We start from the raw sequence: 21676 nt of genomic DNA on the forward strand, positions 1-21676 counted from the left end.
GGCGTCTTCTGCGCTGCGGCGCTTGGCGTCTATCGCCACCACGATGCACTGCGCGCCGTACTTGGCCGACGCGTCTTCAATCACCTGCGGATTAGCCAGTGCCGCCGAGTTGAAACTGGTTTTGTCCGCCCCGGCATTGAGCAGGCGGCGCACGTCCTCGACCGTGCGCACCCCGCCGCCGACGGTGAGCGGAATGAACACCTGGGACGCCACCGCTTCAATGATGTGCAATATCAAATCACGCTCGTCGCTGGTGGCGGTGATGTCAAGAAACGTCAGCTCATCGGCACCCTGATCGTTGTAGCGCGCGGCAATTTCAACCGGGTCGCCAGCATCGCGCAGTTCGGTGAAATTAACGCCCTTGACGACACGGCCGCCGGTCACGTCAAGGCAGGGAATGATGCGTTTAGCTAGCATGGATGAGCCCCCACGCTTGCCACTTCGTGTGCTGCGCTGCCCCCCGAGGGGGCCGCTGCGCCTGCGGCCCGGCAAAGCCGGTTCCGCGGCCCCTGCTTGAAAATGCTGCCCCAGAGTTCACCATCGCGGTCATCCGTTGAGTTCATCGGCGCGCGTCTGCGCCGCTTCAAAGTCGAGATCGCCACTGTAGATGGAGCGGCCGCAGATCACGCCATGAACGCCCTCTTCCTCCACCTCGCACAGCGCTTCAATATCGGCCATGTTGGACAGCCCGCCCGAGGCGATGACAGGAATCGTCAGCGCCTGCGCCAGCCTGACGGTGGCGTCAATGTTGATGCCGCTGAGCATGCCGTCCCGTCCGATATCGGTGTAGATGATGGACTCCACACCGTAGTCTTCAAACTTCTTGCCCAGGTCCACCACGTCATGACGGGTGAGCTTGCTCCAGCCGTCGGTGGCCACTTTGCCGTCCCGGGCATCCAGGCCCACGATGATGTGGCCGCCAAAGGCGGTGCAGGCGTCCTGCAGAAAACCAGGGTTCTTCACCGCTGCCGTGCCAATGATCACGTAACGCAGACCGGCATCCAGGTAGCGCTCGATCGTGTCCAGATCGCGGATGCCGCCGCCGAGCTGCACGTCGACCTCGTTGCCAACCTCTTTGAGAATCTTGCGAATGGCCAGCTCGTTTTTCGGGTGACCGGCAAACGCGCCATTCAGGTCCACCAGATGCAGGCGTCGCGCGCCTTTGGAAACCCAGGTGCGGGCCATCACGGCTGGATCTTCGCCAAAGGTGGTGGATTGGTCCATGTCGCCTTGTTTGAGGCGAACGCAGTGGCCATCTTTTAAGTCAATTGCGGGGATTAAAAGCATGATGCTTAAGGTTGGAGAGGAAGGATGGTTTCAACGGGCTCGGGATGAGCAGGATTATCAGGGGTTCCAGTGAAGGAAGTTCCGATAGAGAGACAGACCGTGTTCGGCACTTTTTTCAGGGTGGAACTGGGTCGCAAAAATATTGTCGCGGGCAATCGCCGAGCTGAAGCGGCTGCCATAGTCGGTCTCGCCGACGCTGTGGCGTGCATCTGATGGCCGGGCGTAAAAACTGTGCACAAAGTAGAAGTAGCTGCCATCCGGCACGTCACCCCAGACCGGGTGCGGTGCACCGCCGTGGTTGTTGCGGTAAACCTGGTTCCAGCCCATTTGCGGCACTTTGTAGCGGCTACCGTCGGGCTGCAACTGGCCGGCAAGCTCGAACTTGAGCACTTCGCCATGAATCAGGCCTAATCCAGGGGTGCCAACACCCACCGGGCCCTCGGCACTGTGGTCCAGCAGCATTTGCATGCCCACACAGACGCCAAACAGGGGTTTGCTGGCCGCCGCTTCCAGCACCGACGCTTGCAGACCCGACTCACGCAATTCACGCATGCAGTCCGGCATGGCGCCCTGACCGGGCAGCACCACGCGCTCGCAGGCCCGCACTTCGTCCGGGTTGGCCGTAATCACCACCCGGTAGCCGGTGCCGGCCGCCGCGGCCTGCACCGCCTGCGACACCGAACGCAGGTTGCCCATACCGTAATCGACCACAGCCACGGTTTTCTCACGTCCACCACTTACTATCAAATTCATAGCTACTTACGCAATACCGACGGGGGCTAGAGGCCTATATGGCATAGAAACCTACAAAGACCCCTTGGTCGATGGAATGGTGCCCAGGGCGCGCGCATCAAACTCCAGCGCCGCGCGCAGGGCCCGGGCGAAAGCCTTGAACACGGTCTCGGCCTGGTGGTGGGCGTTCTCGCCGCGCAGGTTGTCGATGTGCAGCGTGACAAAGGCATGGTTCACAAAGCCCTGAAAAAATTCATGCGCCAGCTGGCTGTCGAAGGTGCCGATGATGCCGCTCTTGAAGGGCACGTTCATGATCAGGCCGGGGCGGCCGGACAGGTCAATGACGACGCGGGAGAGCGCCTCGTCCAGCGGGACATAGGCGTGACCATAGCGGCGAATGCCTTTTTTATCGCCCACGGCCTTGTGCACGGCCTGGCCGAATGCAATGCCCACGTCTTCCACCGTGTGGTGACCATCAATGTGCAGGTCCCCATCCGCCTGAATGTCCAGGTCGATCATGCCGTGGCGCGCGATCTGGTCCAGCATGTGATCAAAAAAGCCAATGCCCGTGTGCAGCCGGGCCTGGCCCGTGCCGTCCAGGTTAAGTTTGACCGTGATTTTTGTCTCGGCCGTGTTGCGGGACACTTCAGCCGTGCGTGGCGCCGGGATGGATGTGATGGTGGAGGTCGTCATAGTGATTCTCGAAGGGCCGCGAGCATGAGCCGGTTCTCGTCGGCGGTGCCGACGGTCAGGCGCAGGCAGTTGGCCAGCAGTGGGTGCATTTTAGAAACGTTCTTGACCAGTACCTTGCGCATCCGCATGCCTTCAAAAGTTTTTTGCGCGTCAGGCACCCGCAGCAGAATCATGTTGGCATCGCTGGGATAGACCCGCACGCCGGGCAAAAGCGCCAACGCTTCTAAAAGCATAGCACGCTGCGCACGTATCTCAAGGGCCTGGGCCGCAAAAACCTCATGATGCTCAAGCGCAAACAGGGCGCACTCGCAGTTCAGCACGCTGATGTTGTAGGGCGGGCGCACCTTGTCGATCTCGGCGATCAGCGCCTGCGGCCCCATCATGTACCCGAGCCGCACACCCGCCAGACCGAATTTGCTCAGGGTGCGCATCAGCAGCACATGGCTGTGGCGCGCCAGCCTGTCGATGTAGCTTTTGCTGGAAAACGGCTGGTAGGCCTCGTCCATCACGACCAGGCCGCCCTGCGCGCCCACGGCCAGGATGATCTTCTCGATCACCGCGTCGTCCCACAGATTGGCGGTGGGATTGTTCGGGTAGGCCAGATAGGTGATGGCGGGCTGGTGCTGCGCGATGGCGGCCAGCATGGCAGGCTCGTCCAGCTCGAAATCGGCCGTGAGCGGCACGCCATGAAAGCCAAGCCCCTGCAACTGCGCGCTCATGGCATACATCACAAAGCCGGGCACCGGCGCCAGCACGCCGGCGCGTCTGAAGCCATTCTCCGCGCCCGGCGGCACGGCGCAAGCCAGCGCCAGCAGGCTGATCAGTTCATCCGAGCCATTGCCCAGCATGATGTCAAAGCCCTCGGGCATACCGGCATAAGCGGCCAGCGCGTGGCGCAGGTCATTGACACGGCCATCGGGGTAGCGGTTCAGCGCGAGCGCGCCCAGACGTTGCCCCAACGCGACCTGCAATGCGGGCGGCAAACGATGCGGGTTCTCCATGGCGTCGAGTTTGACCATGCCCGCCGAGTCCTGGATGGCATAGGCGTGCATGGACTGCACGTCCTGACGAAAGATGCTCGCCCCCACGCTTGTCGCTTCGCGTACTGCGCTGCCCCCCGAGGGAGCCTTCGCGCCTTGGGGCAGCCCGGCGGCGCTCATGCCCGCATTCGCACTTGTCGCTTCGTGTCCAGCATTTTTCATTTCGTCACCCGCATCGGGGGTACAGACGCCAGGCGCAACTCGGCCGCGCGGGCATGCGCCTGCAGGCCTTCGCCGTAGGCCAGCTCAGCGGCGATGCGGCCCAGCGTCTGGGCGCCCGCTTCGCTCACCTCGATCAGGCTGGAGCGCTTCTGGAAATCGTACACACCCAGGGGGCTGGAAAAGCGTGCCGTGCCGCTGGTCGGCAGCACGTGGTTGGGGCCGGCACAGTAGTCGCCCAGCGATTCACTGGTGTAGGCGCCCAGAAAAATGGCGCCCGCATGCTTGAGCAGCGGCTCCCAGCGGTGCGGGTCACGGCTGGACACCTCCAGGTGCTCCGGCGCAATGCGGTTGCTGATGTCGCAGGCCTCTTCCATGCTGCGGGTATGAATCAAGGCGCCGCGGCCATTGAGCGACTTGGCGATGATCTCTGCCCGCGGCATGGCGGGCAGCAGGCGGTTGATGGCGTCCTGCACCTGCGCGATGTAGGCCGCGTCAGGACACAGCAGAATGCTCTGCGCCAACTCGTCGTGCTCGGCCTGGCTGAACAGGTCCATCGCCACCCAATCGGGCGGCGTGCTGCCGTCCGCCAGCACCAGAATCTCGCTCGGCCCGGCAATCATGTCGATGCCGACGGTGCCGAAGACACGGCGCTTGGCGGCGGCCACATAGGCATTGCCGGGGCCAGTGATCTTGTGCACCGCAGGAATGGTTTGCGTGCCGTAAGCCAGGGCTGCCACGGCCTGCGCCCCTCCGATGGTGAATGCGCGGGTGACACCCGCTGCATAGGCGGCAGCCAGCACCAGCGGGTTCTTCTCGCCCTTCGGCGTGGGCACCACCATGATGATTTCACCCACACCCGCCACATGCGCGGGGATGGCGTTCATCAACACCGAGGAGGGATAGGCCGCTTTGCCACCGGGCACATAGATGCCGACGCGGTCCAGCGGCGTGACTTTCTGGCCCAGCAAGGTGCCGTCCTCGTCGCGGTAGCTCCAGCTTTCACCGCTGGCCTTTTTCTGCGCTTCATGGTAGCTGCGCACCCGCTGTGCGGCCGCTTGCAGGGCATCACGCTGGGCAGCAGGAATCGCCTCGAAGGCGGCCTTCAGTTCGGCCTGTGTCAGTTCCAGCCCGGCCACCGTCGCGGCTTGCAGACCATCAAAACGCGCGGTGTACTCCAGCACCGCCGCATCACCGCGCTGCTGCACATCCGCCAGAATATCGGCCACCCGCTGCTCGATCGCGGCATCGGCATCGGCCGACCAATGCAGGCGCGCCTTGAAGTCAGCATCAAATGTGCTGTCAGCCGTGGATAGATGGGCGGGAGTAGCTATAAAAGTCATAGCAATCTAATAAGATAAATGGCCTGGGTTATTTGGCAACGGCGGAGGCAAAGGCATCGATGATCTTGCGAATCGGCGCCTGTTTCAACTTGAGCGCCGCCTGGTTGACCACCAGCCGCGAGCTGATGTCCATGATGTGCTCGACCTCGACCAGATGGTTGGCCTTGAGCGTATTGCCGGTAGAGACCAGATCGACAATCGCATCCGCCAGCCCGACCAGGGGCGCCAGCTCCATGCTGCCGTAAAGCTTGATCAAGTCCACGTGCACGCCCTTGGCGGCGAAAAATTCGCGGGCAATTGCCACGTACTTGGTGGCCACCTTCAGACGCGAGCCCTGCTTCACGGCAGACGCGTAGTCAAAATCGGCGCGCACCGCCACGCTGATGCGGCACTTGGCAATCTGCAGATCCAGCGGCTGGTAAAGACCATCGCTGCCATGCTCCAGCAGTGTGTCTTTGCCGGTGATGCCCAAGTCCGCACCGCCGTATTGCACGTAGGTCGGCACATCGGTGGCGCGCACCACCAGCACGCGCACATCGGGCTGATTGGTCGCGAGGATGAGCTTGCGCGATTTTTCAGGATCTTCCAGCACCTCAATGCCAGCAGCCCGCAGCAGGGGCAAGGTCTCTTCGAAAATCCGCCCTTTGGACAAAGCCAGTGTGATCATTTCACTCTCTCAATATCGGCACCCAGGCCACGCAGCTTGGCTTCCATCTGGTCGTAACCCCGGTCCAGATGGTAGATGCGGTCCACCACGGTTTCACCAGCGGCCACCAGGCCAGCAATCACCAGACTGGCAGAAGCACGCAGATCGGTGGCCATCACCGTGGCGCCCGAGAGCTTTTCGACACCTTCCACCACCGCCACCTTGCCATCAATCTGGATGTTGGCACCCAGGCGCACCATTTCATTCACGTGCATGAAACGGTTCTCGAAAATGGTCTCGGTCACCTTGGCCGTGCCATGCGAAATGCAATTGAGCGCCATGAACTGCGCCTGCATGTCGGTCGGGAAACCCGGGTACTCGGTGGTGCGAAAACTCTGCGCCTTGAGGCGGCCCTGGGACTGGACCCGGATGCCACCGTCCACCGGCGTGACTGTGGCCCCGGCATCGCGCAACTTTTCCACCACGGCTTCCAGGTGCTCTGCCCGGCCATGCCGCAGCAGCACATCGCCACCGGTCGCGGCCACCGCACAGAGGAAGGTGCCCGTCTCGATCCGGTCAGCCACCACCTGGTGCGCACAGCCATGCAGCTTCTCGACCCCCTGGATGCGAATGCGGCTGGTGCCGTGCCCTTCAATCTTCGCCCCCATCTTGATCAGCATTTCGGCCAAATCAGGAATCTCGGGCTCCTGCGCCGCATTCTCCAGAATGGTCTCGCCTTCGGCCAGGCATGCGGCCATCAGGAAGTTTTCAGTGCCGGTGACAGTGACCATGTCAGTCGCAATCCGTGCACCTTTCAGGCGTGTCCAGCCCTTGGGCAATCTGGCGATCATGTAGCCATGCTCGACCACAATCTCGGCACCCATGGCGGTCATGCCCTTGATGTGCTGGTCCACCGGCCGTGAACCAATGGCGCAGCCGCCCGGCAAGGACACCGTGGCCTCGCCAAAACGCGCCAGCAGGGGACCCAGCGCCAACACCGAAGCGCGCATGGTCTTGACCAGCTCATAGGGCGCTTCCGGCGAGCTCAGCGACCCGGCGTTCACGGTGACGACACCGTCATCGCTGCGCTCAACACCGACACCCATGTTGCGAATCAGCTTGAGCATGGTGGACACATCCTGCAAGCGTGGCACGTTGCTCAGGGTCACCGGCTCCGCCGTCAGCAGACAGGCACACAACTCTGGCAAAGCAGCGTTCTTGGCACCAGAGATGAAAACATCCCCGTGCAACTGCCGGCCGCCGCGAATCAGTAATTTATCCATACGGTCAGGCCTGCTGCGCGGCCCACTCGGCCGGCGTGAAAGTCTTCATCGACAGGGCATGCACCTCGTCGTTCTGCATCTTCGTGCCCAGCGTGGCGTACACCTGCTGATGCCGCTGGATCGCGCGCCGGCCTTCAAATTCGGCGGAAACGATCGTGGCATACCAGTGGCGGCCGTCGCCCTCAAGCTCGATGTGCTCGCATTTGATGCCAGCCGCAATCATGTTTTTGATCTGGTCTGCAGTCATGTCAACAATCCAAAAAGTAAAAAAAACAATTCAACCGCGAATCTTGTAGCCTGTGCGAAGCAGGTACATCGCAATCACGCTCACCACAGCCAGCGCGACACCCACCACGCACAGGCTCAACCACGGCGACACATCGCTCACGCCGAAAAATCCGTAGCGAAAACCGTCAATCATGTAAAAAAACGGGTTGAGATGGCTCACGTTCTGCCAGAACGCTGGCAGTGAATGAATGGAATAGAAAACGCCACTCAAAAAGGTCATGGGCATGACGACAAAATTTTGAAAGGCGGCCAGTTGATCAAACTTCTCGGCCCACAAGCCGGCGATCAGACCCAGGGTGCCCATCAGCGCGGCGCCCATCACGGCAAAAGCTGCTATCCACAGCGGCGCCGCAAAACTGACATCGGTAAACAGGGCGGAAACCGCAAACACGCCCAAGCCAACGACCAGACCCCGAATCACGGCCGCCCCCACATACGCCACAAACCAGTTCATGTACGAGAGTGGCGTCAGCATCAGAAACACGAGGTTGCCCATGACTTTGCTCATGATCAATGACGACGAGCTGTTGGCAAATGCGTTTTGCAGCAGGCTCATCATGGCCAGACCCGGCACCAGAAAAGCGGTATAGCTGACCTTGTCGTAGACCTTGACATGGGCTTCCAGGGCGTGCCCGAAGATCAGCAGATACAGCATCGCGGTCAGCACCGGACCCGCAACGGTCTGAAAGGCCACCTTCCAGAAGCGCAGCACTTCCTTGTACAACAGGGTTTGCCAGCCCGTCATGCTGCAAACTCCGCGGCCAATTCATGTTTCTTCATCACGTCCAGAAAGACATCTTCCAGATCGGCCTTGCGTATCTCCACATCGTGCGCCACCAGGCCCGCTTCGCGCACTGCGGCCAGGTACTGTTCAATTTCCAGGGCATCGTGCGCGGGGAACTGAACAATTCGCCCGGTAATTCTGGCCTTGTCCGCCAACACCTTGGGCAGCTGGCCGTCGACCTTGAAACGGAGCACGTTGCTGGAGGCCGCCTTCAACAGTTCGCTGGTGTGGTCCAGGGCCACGATCCGGCCCGACTTGAGCATGGCAATACGGCCGCACAAGGCTTCCGCCTCCTCCAGGTAGTGGGTGGTCAACAAGACCGTGTGCCCCTGCTTGTTGAGCTTGGCAATGAATTGCCACAAAGTCTGGCGCAACTCCACGTCGACACCGGCAGTGGGCTCATCCAGCACGATCACGGGCGGCTTGTGCACCAGCGCCTGCGCCACCAATACGCGCCGCTTCATGCCGCCTGACAGCTGACGCATGTTGGCGCCCGCCTTGTCGGTCAGGCCCAGGCTGTCGAGCAACTCATCGATCCAGGGATCGTTGTTCTTGATGCCAAAGTAGCCCGACTGAAAACGCAGCGCTTCCCGCACGTTGAAAAACGGGTCAAACACCAGCTCTTGCGGAACGACCCCCAGACTACGGCGCGCGAGGGCATAGTCAAGGTGCACATCATGACCCAGCACCGACACTTTGCCTGAATTGGCCCGTGAGAGACCGGCCAAAATGCTGATCATGGTGGTCTTGCCGGCGCCATTGGGACCCAGCAGACCGAAAAATTCACCCTCTTCAATGTCAAGGCTGACGCGGTCGAGCGCAAGAAAAGTGCTGCCTTTGGGTCCGCGTGGGGAAGGATAGACCTTGGAGACGGACTGGAAAGAAATTGCGGGCATGGGAGTCCGCTATTTTATGGGTGTCAACGGCGTGGCGGGCAACAACTCATCAATGCCGTACAGACTGGCCAGATCACCCAGGCGGGCGGGCAAGCCGCGGATGGAAAAACGCTTGCCCACAGCCAGGGTCTCGCGCCGGAACTCCAGCAGAACCGCCAGCGCCGCCGAATCGAATCGGCTCAGTGCCGTGGCGTCAACCACCACGTCCGGACCCGATTGGGCGCGCAAGCCCTGTACCAGCATGCGCAGGCATGCGGTGGCTTGGGATTGCGTCAGCTCATTTGGCAAGACCAGCACAATCAACCCTTCTTGGCGCTGGCGTTGGCCTTGTTGCGGTCCACCAGGGTGGTGATCAAGCCATTGAGGCCCTTGGCATTGATTTCCTGGGCAAACTGGCTGCGGTAGGTTTCAACCAGCCACACACCCAACACGTTCAGGTTATAGATTTTCCAGCCGGCGCCCTCACCAGGCGTTTTTTCCAGCTTGTAATCCAGTTGAATGGGGTCGCCCCTTCCTTTGACCTCGGTACGAACCACCACTTCTTTGTCTTCTGCAGCCGCACGCAAGGGCTTGACGACAATGACCTGATCACTGACCTGCGTCAGCGCGCCCGCATAGGTACGCACCAGCAATATCTTGAACTCGTCCTGCAAGCGTTTCTTCTGCTCCGGTGTAGCTTGCCGCCAGGCCGGTCCGACCGCGGATGCCGTCATGCGCGGGAAATTGACGTTTGGCATGATCTTGTTGTCCACCAGCACAACAATCTGCGACACATCCCCACTCTGGATGGTCTTGTCCGCCTTGATGCTGTCCAGCACGTCTGTCGACAAGCGTTTGATCAGGACATCTGGCGCTTCATCTGCGGCACTCACTGGCAGGGCCAGCAGGCTTGATGCGCTCAAAGCAAGCCCGACAAAAAGGTGACTCAATAAACGACGATTCATGGCTTTGCCCTCTCTTCTCCGGAAACTCCGGAATTGTTTAACGTTTCAGCCCGTGGTCGGGCCAGATCCTGTTGCGACGGCACAGCATCCAGACTCTCTTCCTCTGGCGGGTTGCCATCGAAAATCGAACTGCGGCGGCTCTGAAGAAAGGCATCGCGCGTGAACGAGTATTTGTCCAGCGCAGCCTCCTCCAGCAGGCCGGTGACTCTGAGCAAACCGGCCCGGTTGTCAACGACTCTCACCGCTTTCGCGGTGTTGCGGGTCGGAACGTGCTCGATGTTGGAGACAATATCGCCCATCATGTCAACAGGCAGAGCCACGGTGTCGCGCAAGGTCGAAGGCCCAAGCAAGGGAAGCACGAGATAAGGGCCCGGCGCAACGCCCCAATAACCCAGCGTGTGCCCGAAATCCTTGGTGTGTTTGTCGATGTTCATCTCGCTCGCCACGTCAAGAATGCCGCCCAGGCCGAGGAATGTATTGACGCCAAAACGAACCAGACTTTCTGCTGCCGCTTGCCCCTTCAACTGCAAGGCATTGTTCACAAACGACCAAGCATCTTCCAGATTGCCAAAAAAATTGCCGACGCCCCGGCGCACCGGCCCCGGCAGGACGTCCCGATACGCCGTGGCAACGGGCTTGAGGACTGCCTTGTCGAGCGCATCGTTGAACCGATAAACCCCACGATTGAACGGTTCAAGCGGGTCGCCCGGATTGGCGTTAGGCCCGGTTGCACAGCCACCCAGCAGGAAAAAAACCAGCAGCGCGCCGATCCACCGGACGCCACCGGCGCCCGAACCACCCATGCGGTACATACTCAGATTGACCATCATTTCTTGGCCTTGCTCCCATTGGCAGAGGCCGAGTCGGCGGTCTTGCTGTACAGGAACTGACCAATCAGGTTCTCCAGCACCACGGCCGATTGGGTACTGGAAATGGTATCGCCCGCCACCAGTACCTTTTCATCAGCACCGGCCTCAAGCCCCAGATACTGCTCACCCAGCATGCCGCTGGTCAATATCTTCAGGGAACTATCCTTGGGAAACACATAGCGGCTCTCCATGGCCAGAGTGACCTGAGCCTGAAAGGACTTGTCATCAAAGACGATCCGCTCTACCCGCCCCACCACCACACCCGCACTTCGCACTGCGGCCTTGGGCTTGAGCCCGCCAACATTGTCGAATTTGGCGTTGATTCGATAGGTCGGCTGGAAATTCAGGTTCAGCAAATTGGCTGACTGCAGGGCCAGGAACAGGATGGCCAGCGCACCAATCAGTACAAAAATGCCAACCCACACATCATTCTTCGAGCGTTGCACAACACTCTCCCTCAAATAGTAAACATCATGGCAGTCAGGATGAAATCCAGACCAAGAACCGACAGGGACGCGACCACCACGGTACGGGTGGTCGCGCTGGCCACGCCTTCAGGCGTGGGTTGGGCTTCAAAGCCCTGCAACAGCGCGACAAAGGTCACGGTAAAACCAAAGACGATGCTTTTGATGATGCCGTTACCGACGTCTTGCCAAACGTCGACGCCACCCTGGATTTGACTCCAGAACGAACCCGCATCAACGCCAATCATGAGCACGCCCACCACCCAGCCGCCAATGATGCCCATGGCACTGAAGACAGCTGCCAGCACGGGCATCGTGATGACGCCGGCCCAAAACCGGGGCGCCAGAATTCGTTTCACCGGGTCGACCGCCATCATTTCCATGACGCTGATCTGCTCGCCCGCCTTCATGAGGCCGATCTCAGCCGTCAGGGAGGTTCCCGCCCGACCGGCAAACAACAGGGCGGTCACCACCGGCCCCAGTTCCCTGACCAGCGTGAGCGTCACCAGCAGGCCCAATGACTCGGATGCGCCAAAGCGCTGCAAAGTGTAGTACCCCTGCAAGCCAAAGACAAAGCCGACGAATAAGCCGGACACCCCGATGATGACCAGTGAGTAGTTGCCCAAAAAATGAATCTGGTCGCGGATCAGGCCGAAACGTTTCAAGCTGCCACCCAGCGACGCCAGCAGACGAATGAAAAGACGGGCACCCTGCCCCAGATCGGCCAATTGACGGCGAGCGGCAAACCCGACATCGCCTGGTTTGTACCAGCTCATGACCTGGCTCCACTTCTTGAGGGGCGTTGCACCGCGGCGGAGCCCAAACCCAAGTCTTCCTCGAAAGAAGGGCCCGGATAGTGAAACCGCACCGGACCGTCGGACAAGGCATTCACGTACTGGTATACCAGCGGGTCGGTACTTTGTCGGACCTGTTCGGGGGTGCCCTGGGTCGCAATTTTTCCATTGGCCAGAATGATCACATGATCAGAAATCGCAAACGTCTGCTCCAGCTCATGGGAGACAAAAATGCTGGTCAACCCCATGGAATCATTCAGTTGGCGGATCAGGCGCGCCGCCGTACCAAGGGAAATCGGATCAAGTCCGGAAAACGGCTCGTCATACATCACCAATTCAGGGTCCAGTGCGATGGCTCGCGCCAATGCAATGCGTCGGGCCATGCCACCCGACACCTCGCTGGGCATCAAATCGCGAGCCCCACGCAAGCCCACTGCATTCAACTTCATCAGGACGATGTCCCGAATCAGGGCTTCGGGCAAATCGGTGTGCTCGCGCAGCGGAAACGCCACGTTCTCAAACACCGACAAATCCGCAAACAGCGCGCCAAACTGAAACAGCATGCCCATACGGCGACGCGCGGCGTAGATCTGGGTCTGGTCCATGGGGGTGACGTCCTGCCCGTCGAACAGCAATTGCCCTGACTGCGCCTTGTTTTGTCCGCCGATCAGCCTCAAAATGGTGGTCTTGCCGCCACCAGACGCCCCCATGAGGGCGGTGACCTTGCCACGCGGCACAGACAGCGAAATGTCGTCCAGAATCACCCGCTCACCGTAACCAAAGGTCAGGTTGCGGAGTTCGACAAGAGATTCTGCAGTGGATGAAGCGGCCATATTAAAAGAAAGGCCGGGGTATGCCCGGCCCTTGGATCATACGGGATTACCCGACCTCAGACTGGCGCAACACACGCAGTAGCCAGCGGGAAGAACATCTCAACGGGGCAGATCGCTGAATCCCATCAGAAATTCATCCACCGAGCGCGCGGCCTGGCGACCTTCGCGGATGGCCCACACCACAAGGCTCTGGCCACGGCGGATATCGCCGGCGGCAAAGACCTTGGGCACGTTGGTGGCATAACCACCCGTGAATTCAGTCGTCGCTTTGGCATTCCCGCGGGCATCCTTGTCGATGCCAAATGCCTCCAACACGGTCGCCACAGGGTTCACAAAACCCATGGCAAGCAGGACCAGGTCAGCCTTGTAGGTCTTCTCGGTGCCGGCAATCTCGACCATCTTGCCATCCTTGAACTCGATGTGCACGGTCTTGAGGCCGGTGACTTTGCCCTTTTCACCAATGAATTCCTTGGTGGAAATGGCGAACTCGCGCTCACACCCCTCTTCATGGCTGGAGCTGGTGCGCAGCTTGAGCGGCCAATAGGGCCAGGTCATGGGGCGGTTTTCCTCGACGGGTGGCTGGGGCATCACTTCAAACTGGGTAACACTGGCCGCGCCGTGGCGATTGCTGGTGCCTACGCAGTCCGAGCCTGTATCGCCACCGCCAATGACGATGACATCCTTGCCGTCGGCACGCAATTGCGCTTTAAGCTTGTCACCAGCATTGACCTTGTTCTGCTGCGGCAGGAATTCCATGGCGAAATGAATGCCGTCCAGGTCGCGCCCGGGCACCGACAGGTCGCGCGACTGCTCGGCGCCGCCGGTCAGCACGACCGCATCAAAGTCCTTTTGCAGCTGGGCGGCAGAAATGGTCTCCTTGGCCCAATTGGTGACTTTGGAGCCTTTGGGCAATTCACCCACCAGCACGCCGGTGCGGATCGTGACGCCTTCTTGCTGCATCTGCTCGATGCGGCGGTCGATGTGCGACTTTTCCATCTTGAAATCCGGAATGCCATAACGCAGCAAACCGCCCACCCGGTCGTTTTTCTCGAACAGGGTGACGTCATGGCCGACGCGTGCCAGCTGTTGCGCAGCCGCCATGCCAGCCGGGCCGGAGCCTACTACCGCGACCTTCTTGCCGGTCTTGTGTTTGGCCGGGCGGGGAGCAACCCAACCCTCCGCCCAGGCACGATCAATGATGGCGTGTTCGATGGACTTGATGCCCACCGCGTCGTCATTCACGTTCAGCGTGCAAGCCGCCTCACACGGAGCGGGACAGATACGGCCTGTGAACTCGGGGAAATTGTTGGTGCTGTGCAGCACCTCAATGGCGTTTTTCCAGTCGCCGCGGTACACGAGGTCGTTGAAGTCGGGAATGATGTTATTGACCGGGCAGCCGTTGTTGCAGAACGGTGTGCCGCAGTCCATGCAGCGCGCTGCCTGCACCTTAGCCTGGGCCTCGTCCAGGCCGACGACAAACTCTTTGTAATTCTTCAGGCGCGCCGGGACGGGCTTGTAGCCCTCCTCGATGCGCTCAAACTCCATGAAGCCAGTGACTTTTCCCATGATTCCTGTCCTTATACGCTGATGCCGCCCCGCCCTATTTGGCTGGAGTCACTTCTTTTTTTGTAGCTGCTTGTGCACGACTGGTGAGGGCTAGCGCCTCTTTTGGCAAAACCCCTCGTCCACGTGCATGAATTTCGCCCAGGGCGCGCTTGTACTCCAGCGGGAAGACCTTGACGAACTTCAGGCGGGAAACATCCCAGGTGTCGAGCAATTCACGGGCCCGCTTGCTGCCGGTCCAGCGGTTGTGGTCTTCGAGCAACTTGCGCAGCTGCGCTTCGTCACTTTGACCCCGATGCCATATGGCTTTGTCGACACTGGCCTCCTGCTCCGCCGTTGTCAACACCTTGTCCATGGAAACCATGGCGGTGTTGCAACGCTTGGAGAATTGGCCGTCTTCGTCATACACATAAGCCACGCCGCCACTCATGCCGGCGGCAAAGTTGCGGCCAGTCTTGCCCAGTACCGCCACCGTGCCGCCGGTCATGTACTCGCAACCGTGGTCGCCGGTACCTTCCACCACCGTGGTGGCGCCAGACAGACGCACGGCAAAACGCTCGCCGCCCACACCGCTGAAGAAGGCCTCACCACTGGTGGCGCCAAACATCACGGTATTACCCACGATGGTGTTGCGCACGGCGTCGCCCCGGAAGTCGATGCTGGGGCGCACCACAATGCGGCCACCCGACAGGCCCTTGCCGGTGTAGTCGTTGGCGTCGCCAATCAGGTACATGGTGATGCCCCTGGCCAGGAAGGCGCCAAATGACTGGCCACCCGTGCCTTCGAGCTGGATGCGGATGCTGTCGTCCGGCAAGCCTTCGGGGTGCACCTTGGTCACCGCGCCGGAGAGCATGGCACCCACCGAGCGGTTGACGTTGCGGGCAACCTCCATGAACTGCACTCTTTCGCCCTTGTCGATGGCTGCGCGGCTCTTCGCGATCAGCACGTTGTCCAGGGCTTTTTCCAGGCCATGGTCTTGCGTCAGCGTCTGGAAGCGCGGCACGTCGGCCGGCACCGGCGCCATGGCAAACAGGCGACTGAAGTCCAGACCGCTGGCTTTCCAGTGGGCGATGCCCTGGCGGGTGTCCAGCAGGTCGGCTCGGCCAATCATGTCGTCGAACTTGGCGATGCCCAGTTGCGCCATGATCTGACGCACTTCTTCGGCAATAAAGAAGAAGTAATTCACCACATGCTCAGGCTTGCCAGAGAACTTCTTGCGCAAGGCCGGGTCTTGCGTGGCCACACCAACCGGGCAGGTGTTGAGGTGGCACTTACGCATCATGATGCAGCCTTCCACCACCAGCGGCGCAGTGGCGAATCCGAATTCGTCAGCGCCCAGCAGCGCGCCAATGACAACGTCGCGACCGGTCTTCATCTGGCCGTCGGCCTGCACGCGAATGCGGCTGCGCAGACGGTTGAGCACCAGCGTTTGCTGGGTTTCAGCGAGACCGATTTCCCAGGGGCTGCCCGCGTGCTTGATGGACGACCAGGGCGACGCGCCCGTGCCGCCGTCGTGACCGGCGATCACCACATGGTCGCTCTTGCACTTGGCGACGCCCGCCGCGATGGTGCCGACGCCAATTTCCGACACCAGCTTGACGCTGATGCTGGAATGCGGTGCGACGTTTTTCAGGTCGTGAATCAGCTGCGCCAGGTCTTCAATCGAGTAGATGTCGTGGTGCGGCGGCGGCGAGATCAGACCCACACCCGGCACGGAATGGCGCAAGCGGCCGATATATTCGGACACCTTGCCACCAGGCAGCTGGCCGCCCTCACCGGGCTTGGCGCCCTGGGCCATCTTGATCTGGATCTGGTCGGCACTGGTCAGGTACTCGGCCGTCACACCAAAGCGGCCCGACGCCACCTGCTTGATGCGTGAACGCAAGCTGTCGCCCGCGTTCATGGCGATGTCAACCTCCACCACATCTTTGCCAATGATGTCGGCCATGGTCTGACCTTGCTTGATCGGGATGCCTTTGAGTTCGTTGCGGTAACGCGCAGGGTCTTCCCCGCCCTCGCCGGTGTTGCTCTTGCCGCCAATGCGGTTCATGGCAATGGCGAGCGTGGCGTGGGCCTCGGTGGAAATCGAGCCCAGCGACATGGCACCGGTGGCAAAGCGCTTGACAATTTCCTTGGCGCTTTCCACTTCGTCAATCGGAATGGCTTTGGCCGGGTCAATCTTGAATTCGAACAAACCGCGCAGTGTCATATGACGCTTGCTCTGGTCATTGATAAGCTGGGCGTACTCTTTGTAGGTATTCCAGTTGTTGGAACGGGTGGAGTGCTGCAGCTTGGCAATCGCATCCGGGCTCCACATGTGCTCTTCGCCACGGGCGCGCCAGGCGTACTCGCCACCGGCATCCAGCATGGATTCCAGAATGGGGTCGTCGCTGAAGGCGGCCTTATGCATGCGGATGGCTTCTTCGGCAATCTCGAAGACGCCAATGCCTTCGACGCGGCTGGGGGTGCCGGTGAAATACTTGGCGATGGTCTCGGAATTCAGGCCAATCGCCTCGAACAACTGGGCACCACAGTAGCTCATGTAGGTCGACACGCCCATCTTGGACATGATCTTGGACAGCCCCTTGCCGATGGCCTTGACGTAGTTGTAGATCGCCTTGTCAGCACTCAGGTCGCCCGGCAACTCCTTGTGCATGGCAGCCAACGTTTCCATGGCCAGGTAGGGGTGCACGGCTTCCGCGCCGTAACCGGCCAGCACGCCGAAGTGATGCACTTCACGCGCGGTGCCGGTCTCGACCACCAGACCGGCGGTGGTACGCAAGCCGGCTATCACCAGGTGCTGGTGAATGGCACTCAGGGCCAGCAGCGCTGGAATCGCCACCTGGCTGGCGCTGACGCCGCGGTCACTGATGATGAGAATATTCTTGCCGCCCTTGATGGCATCCACCGCTTCGGCGCACAGCGAGGCCAGCTTGGCCTCCACACCCTCGTGGCCCCAAACCAATGGATAAGTAATGTCGAGCGTGTAGCTGCGGAACTTGCCTTGCGTGTGTTTTTCGATGTCGCGCAGCTTGGCCATGTCGGCAAAATCGAGCACCGGCTGGCTCACTTCGAGGCGCATCGGCGGGTTGACCTGGTTGATGTCCAGCAGGTTGGGCTTGGGGCCGATGAAGGACACCAGACTCATCACGATCGCCTCGCGGATCGGGTCGATCGGCGGATTCGTCACTTGCGCAAACAACTGCTTGAAGTAGTTGTACAGCGGCTTGTTTTTGTCACTCAAGACAGCCAGCGGACTGTCGTTGCCCATGGAGCCAATGGCTTCTTCGCCCGCGGTGGCCATAGGGGCGATGAGGAACTTGAGGTCTTCCTGCGTGAACCCAAACGCCTGCTGGCGATCCAGCAAACTCACCACGCTCTCGGATGCGCTGGCGGGCTCACCGCCGCCCACCACATCGTCCAGGCGGATGCGCAGGTTTTCAATCCACTGCTTGTAGGGCTTGCTGTTGGCAAGGCTGGACTTGAGCTCTTCGTCGTCGATCATGCGACCCTGTTCCAGGTCAATCAGGAACATCTTGCCAGGCTGCAGGCGCCATTTGCGCACTATCTTGTTTTCGGGCACGGGCAGCACGCCCGACTCGGACGCCATGATGACGAGGTCGTCATCGGTGATGCAGTAGCGCGATGGTCGCAGGCCATTGCGGTCCAGCGTGGCGCCTATCTGGCGGCCGTCGGTGAACACGATGGAGGCTGGGCCATCCCAGGGCTCCAGCATGGCGGCGTGGTACTCATAGAAGGCCTTGCGGCGCTCGTCCATCGTGGTGTGCTGCTCCCAGGGCTCGGGAATCATCATCATGACGGCCTGGCTGATCGGGTAGCCGGCCATGGTCAGCAGTTCCAGGCAGTTGTCAAACGTGGCGGTGTCGGATTGGCCGGCAAAACTGATCGGATAGAGCTTCTGCAGGTCGGCGCCGAGCACCGGGGAAGACATCACACCTTCGCGCGCCTTCATCCAGTTGTAGTTGCCCTTGACGGTGTTGATCTCGCCGTTGTGCGCCACGTAGCGGTACGGATGCGCCAGCGGCCATTCGGGGAAAGTGTTGGTGGAGAATCGCTGGTGCACCAGACCCAGGGCGGACACGCAGCGCACGTCTGCGAGGTCCTTGAAATACACACCCACCTGATCGGCCAGCAGCAGTCCCTTGTAGACCACGGTGCGACTCGACATGCTGGGCACGTAATACTCTTTGCTGTGCGTCAGCTTGAGTGCCTGGATGTGGGCGCTGCAGGTCTTGCGGATCACATAGAGCTTGCGCTCCAGGGCATCCTGCACGATGACATCGTTGCCACGGCCAATGAAAACCTGGCGCAGGATCGGTTCCTTTTCGCGAACGGTGGGCGACATCGGCATATCCCGGTTGACCGGCACATCGCGCCAGCCCAGCAGCACCTGGCCCTCGGCCTTGATGGCGCGCTCCATCTCCTGTTCGCAGGCCAGCCTTGAGGCGTGCTCCTTGGGCAGGAAGACCATGCCGACACCGTATTCACCAGGAGGCGGCAGCGTCACACCCTGCGCCGCCATTTCTTCGCGGTACAGCGCATCGGGCAGTTGGATCAGAATTCCGGCGCCGTCGCCCATCAGCTTGTCGGCCCCTACGGCACCGCGATGGTCCAGGTTTTCGAGAATCTTCAGGGCATTCTTGACGATGTCGTGGGACTTGAGACCCTTGATATGCGCCACAAAGCCCACGCCGCAAGCATCATGCTCGTTCTCGGTGGAATACAAACCGTTGTTCTGAAGATGTTGGATTTCGGCAGCCGTCGTCATGGCGCTCTCCTAAAAATTGCACTGGGATGCGAAGAATACTGCAATGCAACAAAAGTGCCAAGCGGAATAATTGGGGTCAGATTCCAATTATTTTACGATTGAAGCCATCTATTTTTAATCGGGGACACATCGATATTGATAGCGTATAAGCCAATATGCATGAGGGATAGAGGCAAATTTCCTATAACTTCTTGGGCGAAACTGGCCGTCCAGCGGTGCTTTTCGTCACGCGGCGCTCAGTTCTTTTTTGCAGATCTGCGACGAAATCCGTATCGCCGAGCGCCCAGCCACGCAAGGCCGAGTCCGTCAATGCCACCTGCTGCACCGGGCTGATGCCCGACTGCACCAGTTCCGCGTATGCCGCTTCGCGGGCAAAGGGCGTGTTGCCCAGCGCCCAAACCAGCGGGTGCGGGGTGATGAGCTTGTCAATGTGCTGTCCTGTGTAGTGACCGTGACTGGACCAGCGATAGTCGCGCGCCTGGGCCACCAGCCCGGCGCGCACCGGATTGAGGTCGATGTAGGCCATGCACGCGAGCAAATAACGGTCCGCCTGGATCAAGGTGGACTTGTAGCGCCCCTCCCACAAGGTGCCACTGCGTTTTTGAGAATCGTTGAAGTAGCGTACATAACGCCGGCCCACGGCCTGCATCATCTGCGGCAGGGCCTCCAGGGTCTGAGGCGTCACCAGCAGATGAAAATGGTTGCTCATCAAGACATAGGCGTGTATGTCGACGGCGAATTTCCTGGCGTTTTCATCCAGCAGGTCAAGCAGCGTCTGGTAATCAGCCGCAGACGCAAAAATGGCCTGGCCGTTGTTGCCGCGCTGGATGACGTGGTGAGGATAGCCGGGCAGCGTGAGTCGGGAGAGTCGGGCCATGAAAATCCAGGTTTCAGAGACAGCAAATCCTGTCGGGATATGCCCCCGATGTTTACCTGACTGTCGGCGCTTTGGTCACACGAACCTTGCCGCCCGTCGTGACGAGAATCACCGGGTCGCCTGGCTGCAATATCTCGCTTCCTTTGGCTTGCACAATGGCGCGCCGGTCGCCATTCTTCAGCTGCACCAGAATCTCGACAGCCTCTTCCCGCGTGCCCATGCGTTCAACTGCATTGCCGGCCACGGCGCCGGCCACCGCCGCCAACACGCCAACAATGGCGCCCTCACGCCGACCACCCACGCTGGAGCCGGCGATGCCACCGACAACACCCCCGGCCGCTGCGCCCACGCCGGACTGGCTACCCTCCACCGTGACCGGTCGAATCGTCAGAACGGTCGCGTCCACGACTTCTGACAGACGCTGGGCGTCGCCACGTTGAATGATGTCTGGGCTGCTCGTAGCACACGCCGCAAGGGCCACAACGAGGCTCAATGTCAAAAATACCTTCATCATTTGTCCTCCACATCGAAAATTCGCGCGCCAAGCCGAAGCCCGCTCTCAATTCAAGGCGTTACGACCCCATCCATTTGAGCAGCGCGCGCATCCGGTCTTCGGCGCCAGTGTCAAACTCTTTGACGCCGATGCGTTTGAGTAGTTCTTGTCCCGATTCTGAGTTGGACAAAGCCAGCAACTCCTTTTGCACCGCCTGGATTTGATCGGGGCGAATCTTGCCATAAGCCACCAGCGGGAAGTAGGGCTGGGCCACGCTCTTGTGCAAAATGCGGTTGCCATCCGCTTCCCATTTCTTGCCTATTCCGGAATAGGAGGCGATCGCCCCTACCTCAGCAAACTTGTTGTCAAGGTAAAAGCCCACGGCCGCCTGTTCGCGCACGTATTGCACGTTCTCCTTGCCCAGCTCAATACCTTTGTCGCGCAATTCCGCGGCACAAAAGCGCGACATGTACGCTGCTTTTTCCGGTATGACGATCTTTTTCCCCTTGATGTCATCCAGCGTTTTCAGGGGCGAGCCTTTGGCAACGACGATGTAGCACTGCCCGTCGGGCTTGGCGCTGGCCACGTAGTTGTAGCCGTGGTCGCGCATGCCGCGTGCCGGATAGTCGCTGGGGCGGGCGATCACAAACGCAAACCGGCTGGTTTTCAGCCCTTCCTCCAACGCGGAAAATTCACGGATGAAAACCACGTTGACCGTGGTTTTCATTCCGCGCCCGATGGCATCGGCCAGCCCCCTGTACTTGGCGATGACCTGGGCATGGTCCATGCCGCCCGATGTGCCTTCGCTGACGGCCAACACGAGATCGCTGTCGGCCTGTGACGGCAGTGGCAGCGCCAGACTGAGCGCCAGAATCAGCAGTGCAAGGTGTCTGTTCATT

General features: G+C 60.3%; 22 protein-coding genes. All 22 read right to left on the minus strand.

From position 1 onward, the window contains the following. Window positions 1–417 (minus strand): imidazole glycerol phosphate synthase subunit HisF (hisF, locus tag Q7T10_RS19760; protein ID WP_304751458.1); only part of this gene is annotated, 417 nt, incomplete at its 3' end. Window positions 418–546: 129 nt separating this feature from the next. Beyond that, on the minus strand, window positions 547–1287 hold the full coding sequence (gene hisA / locus Q7T10_RS19765; RefSeq protein WP_304751460.1) for a 1-(5-phosphoribosyl)-5-[(5-phosphoribosylamino)methylideneamino]imidazole-4-carboxamide isomerase: 741 nt from the start codon (window positions 1285–1287) through the stop codon (window positions 547–549). A 57-nt stretch (window positions 1288–1344) separates the two neighbouring features. Further along, window positions 1345–2040, minus strand: coding sequence for an imidazole glycerol phosphate synthase subunit HisH (gene hisH / locus Q7T10_RS19770; protein WP_304751462.1), 696 nt, complete (start codon window positions 2038–2040; stop codon window positions 1345–1347). A 51-nt stretch (window positions 2041–2091) separates the two neighbouring features. Beyond that, entirely contained in the window at window positions 2092–2712 is a 621-nt protein-coding gene (gene hisB, locus Q7T10_RS19775; protein ID WP_304751464.1) for an imidazoleglycerol-phosphate dehydratase HisB, read from the minus strand. Then, entirely contained in the window at window positions 2709–3764 is a 1056-nt protein-coding gene (gene hisC, locus Q7T10_RS19780; RefSeq protein WP_304751556.1) for a histidinol-phosphate transaminase, read from the minus strand. The genes hisB and hisC overlap by 4 nt, the downstream gene beginning before the upstream one ends. A 146-nt stretch (window positions 3765–3910) precedes the next feature. Then, window positions 3911–5254, minus strand: coding sequence for a histidinol dehydrogenase (gene hisD / locus Q7T10_RS19785; RefSeq protein WP_304751466.1), 1344 nt, complete (start codon window positions 5252–5254; stop codon window positions 3911–3913). A 28-nt stretch (window positions 5255–5282) separates the two neighbouring features. Continuing rightward, complete coding sequence (gene hisG / locus Q7T10_RS19790; RefSeq protein WP_304751468.1) at window positions 5283–5921, minus strand: ATP phosphoribosyltransferase; 639 nt, start codon at window positions 5919–5921, stop codon at window positions 5283–5285. Further along, a complete protein-coding gene (gene murA, locus Q7T10_RS19795; RefSeq protein ID WP_304751470.1) occupies window positions 5918–7183 on the minus strand; it encodes a UDP-N-acetylglucosamine 1-carboxyvinyltransferase in 1266 nt (421 codons plus the stop codon). Before murA ends, hisG begins: the two co-directional genes overlap by 4 nt. A gap of 4 nt (window positions 7184–7187) precedes the next feature. Beyond that, window positions 7188–7430, minus strand: a complete 243-nt coding sequence (locus Q7T10_RS19800) for a BolA family protein (RefSeq protein ID WP_304751472.1) — start codon at window positions 7428–7430, stop codon at window positions 7188–7190. 30 nt (window positions 7431–7460) lie between these two features. Next, on the minus strand, window positions 7461–8216 hold the full coding sequence (locus Q7T10_RS19805; protein WP_304751474.1) for an ABC transporter permease: 756 nt from the start codon (window positions 8214–8216) through the stop codon (window positions 7461–7463). After that, on the minus strand, window positions 8213–9151 hold the full coding sequence (locus Q7T10_RS19810) for an ABC transporter ATP-binding protein (protein ID WP_304751476.1): 939 nt from the start codon (window positions 9149–9151) through the stop codon (window positions 8213–8215). The genes Q7T10_RS19805 and Q7T10_RS19810 overlap by 4 nt, the downstream gene beginning before the upstream one ends. Before the next feature lie 9 nt (window positions 9152–9160). Continuing rightward, entirely contained in the window at window positions 9161–9448 is a 288-nt protein-coding gene (locus Q7T10_RS19815; protein ID WP_304751478.1) for a lipid asymmetry maintenance protein MlaB, read from the minus strand. Window positions 9449–9450: 2 nt separating this feature from the next. Then, window positions 9451–10095, minus strand: a complete 645-nt coding sequence (locus Q7T10_RS19820; protein ID WP_304751481.1) for a phospholipid-binding protein MlaC — start codon at window positions 10093–10095, stop codon at window positions 9451–9453. Then, window positions 10092–10925 carry a VacJ family lipoprotein gene (locus Q7T10_RS19825; RefSeq protein ID WP_370653803.1) on the minus strand — a complete coding sequence of 278 codons (834 nt, stop codon included), beginning with the start codon at window positions 10923–10925 and terminating at the stop codon, window positions 10092–10094. Before Q7T10_RS19825 ends, Q7T10_RS19820 begins: the two co-directional genes overlap by 4 nt. After that, the gene (mlaD, locus tag Q7T10_RS19830) at window positions 10922–11410 is read right to left on the minus strand and encodes an outer membrane lipid asymmetry maintenance protein MlaD (RefSeq protein WP_304751483.1); all 489 of its coding nucleotides are present in this window, start codon (window positions 11408–11410) and stop codon (window positions 10922–10924) included. The genes Q7T10_RS19825 and mlaD overlap by 4 nt, the downstream gene beginning before the upstream one ends. An 11-nt stretch (window positions 11411–11421) precedes the next feature. Then, window positions 11422–12204, minus strand: coding sequence for a lipid asymmetry maintenance ABC transporter permease subunit MlaE (mlaE, locus tag Q7T10_RS19835; RefSeq protein ID WP_304751485.1), 783 nt, complete (start codon window positions 12202–12204; stop codon window positions 11422–11424). Beyond that, a complete protein-coding gene (locus Q7T10_RS19840) occupies window positions 12201–13055 on the minus strand; it encodes an ABC transporter ATP-binding protein (protein WP_304751486.1) in 855 nt (284 codons plus the stop codon). Before Q7T10_RS19840 ends, mlaE begins: the two co-directional genes overlap by 4 nt. A 99-nt stretch (window positions 13056–13154) precedes the next feature. After that, a complete protein-coding gene (locus Q7T10_RS19845; RefSeq protein ID WP_304751487.1) occupies window positions 13155–14621 on the minus strand; it encodes a glutamate synthase subunit beta in 1467 nt (488 codons plus the stop codon). Between the two features lie 34 nt (window positions 14622–14655). After that, window positions 14656–19407, minus strand: coding sequence for a glutamate synthase-related protein (locus Q7T10_RS19850; protein WP_304751489.1), 4752 nt, complete (start codon window positions 19405–19407; stop codon window positions 14656–14658). Window positions 19408–19588: 181 nt separating this feature from the next. Continuing rightward, on the minus strand, window positions 19589–20284 hold the full coding sequence (locus tag Q7T10_RS19855; protein WP_304751491.1) for a transposase: 696 nt from the start codon (window positions 20282–20284) through the stop codon (window positions 19589–19591). Window positions 20285–20336: 52 nt separating this feature from the next. Continuing rightward, window positions 20337–20795: a hypothetical protein gene (locus Q7T10_RS19860; RefSeq protein ID WP_304751493.1), complete on the minus strand. Its 459-nt coding sequence runs from the start codon at window positions 20793–20795 to the stop codon at window positions 20337–20339. 61 nt (window positions 20796–20856) lie between these two features. Continuing rightward, window positions 20857–21675 carry a phosphate/phosphite/phosphonate ABC transporter substrate-binding protein gene (locus Q7T10_RS19865; RefSeq protein ID WP_304751495.1) on the minus strand — a complete coding sequence of 273 codons (819 nt, stop codon included), beginning with the start codon at window positions 21673–21675 and terminating at the stop codon, window positions 20857–20859. Window position 21676 lies beyond the last annotated feature (1 nt).

The organism is Rhodoferax sp., assembly GCF_030646845.1.
Taxonomy (GTDB): Bacteria; Pseudomonadota; Gammaproteobacteria; order Burkholderiales; family Burkholderiaceae_C; genus Rhodoferax.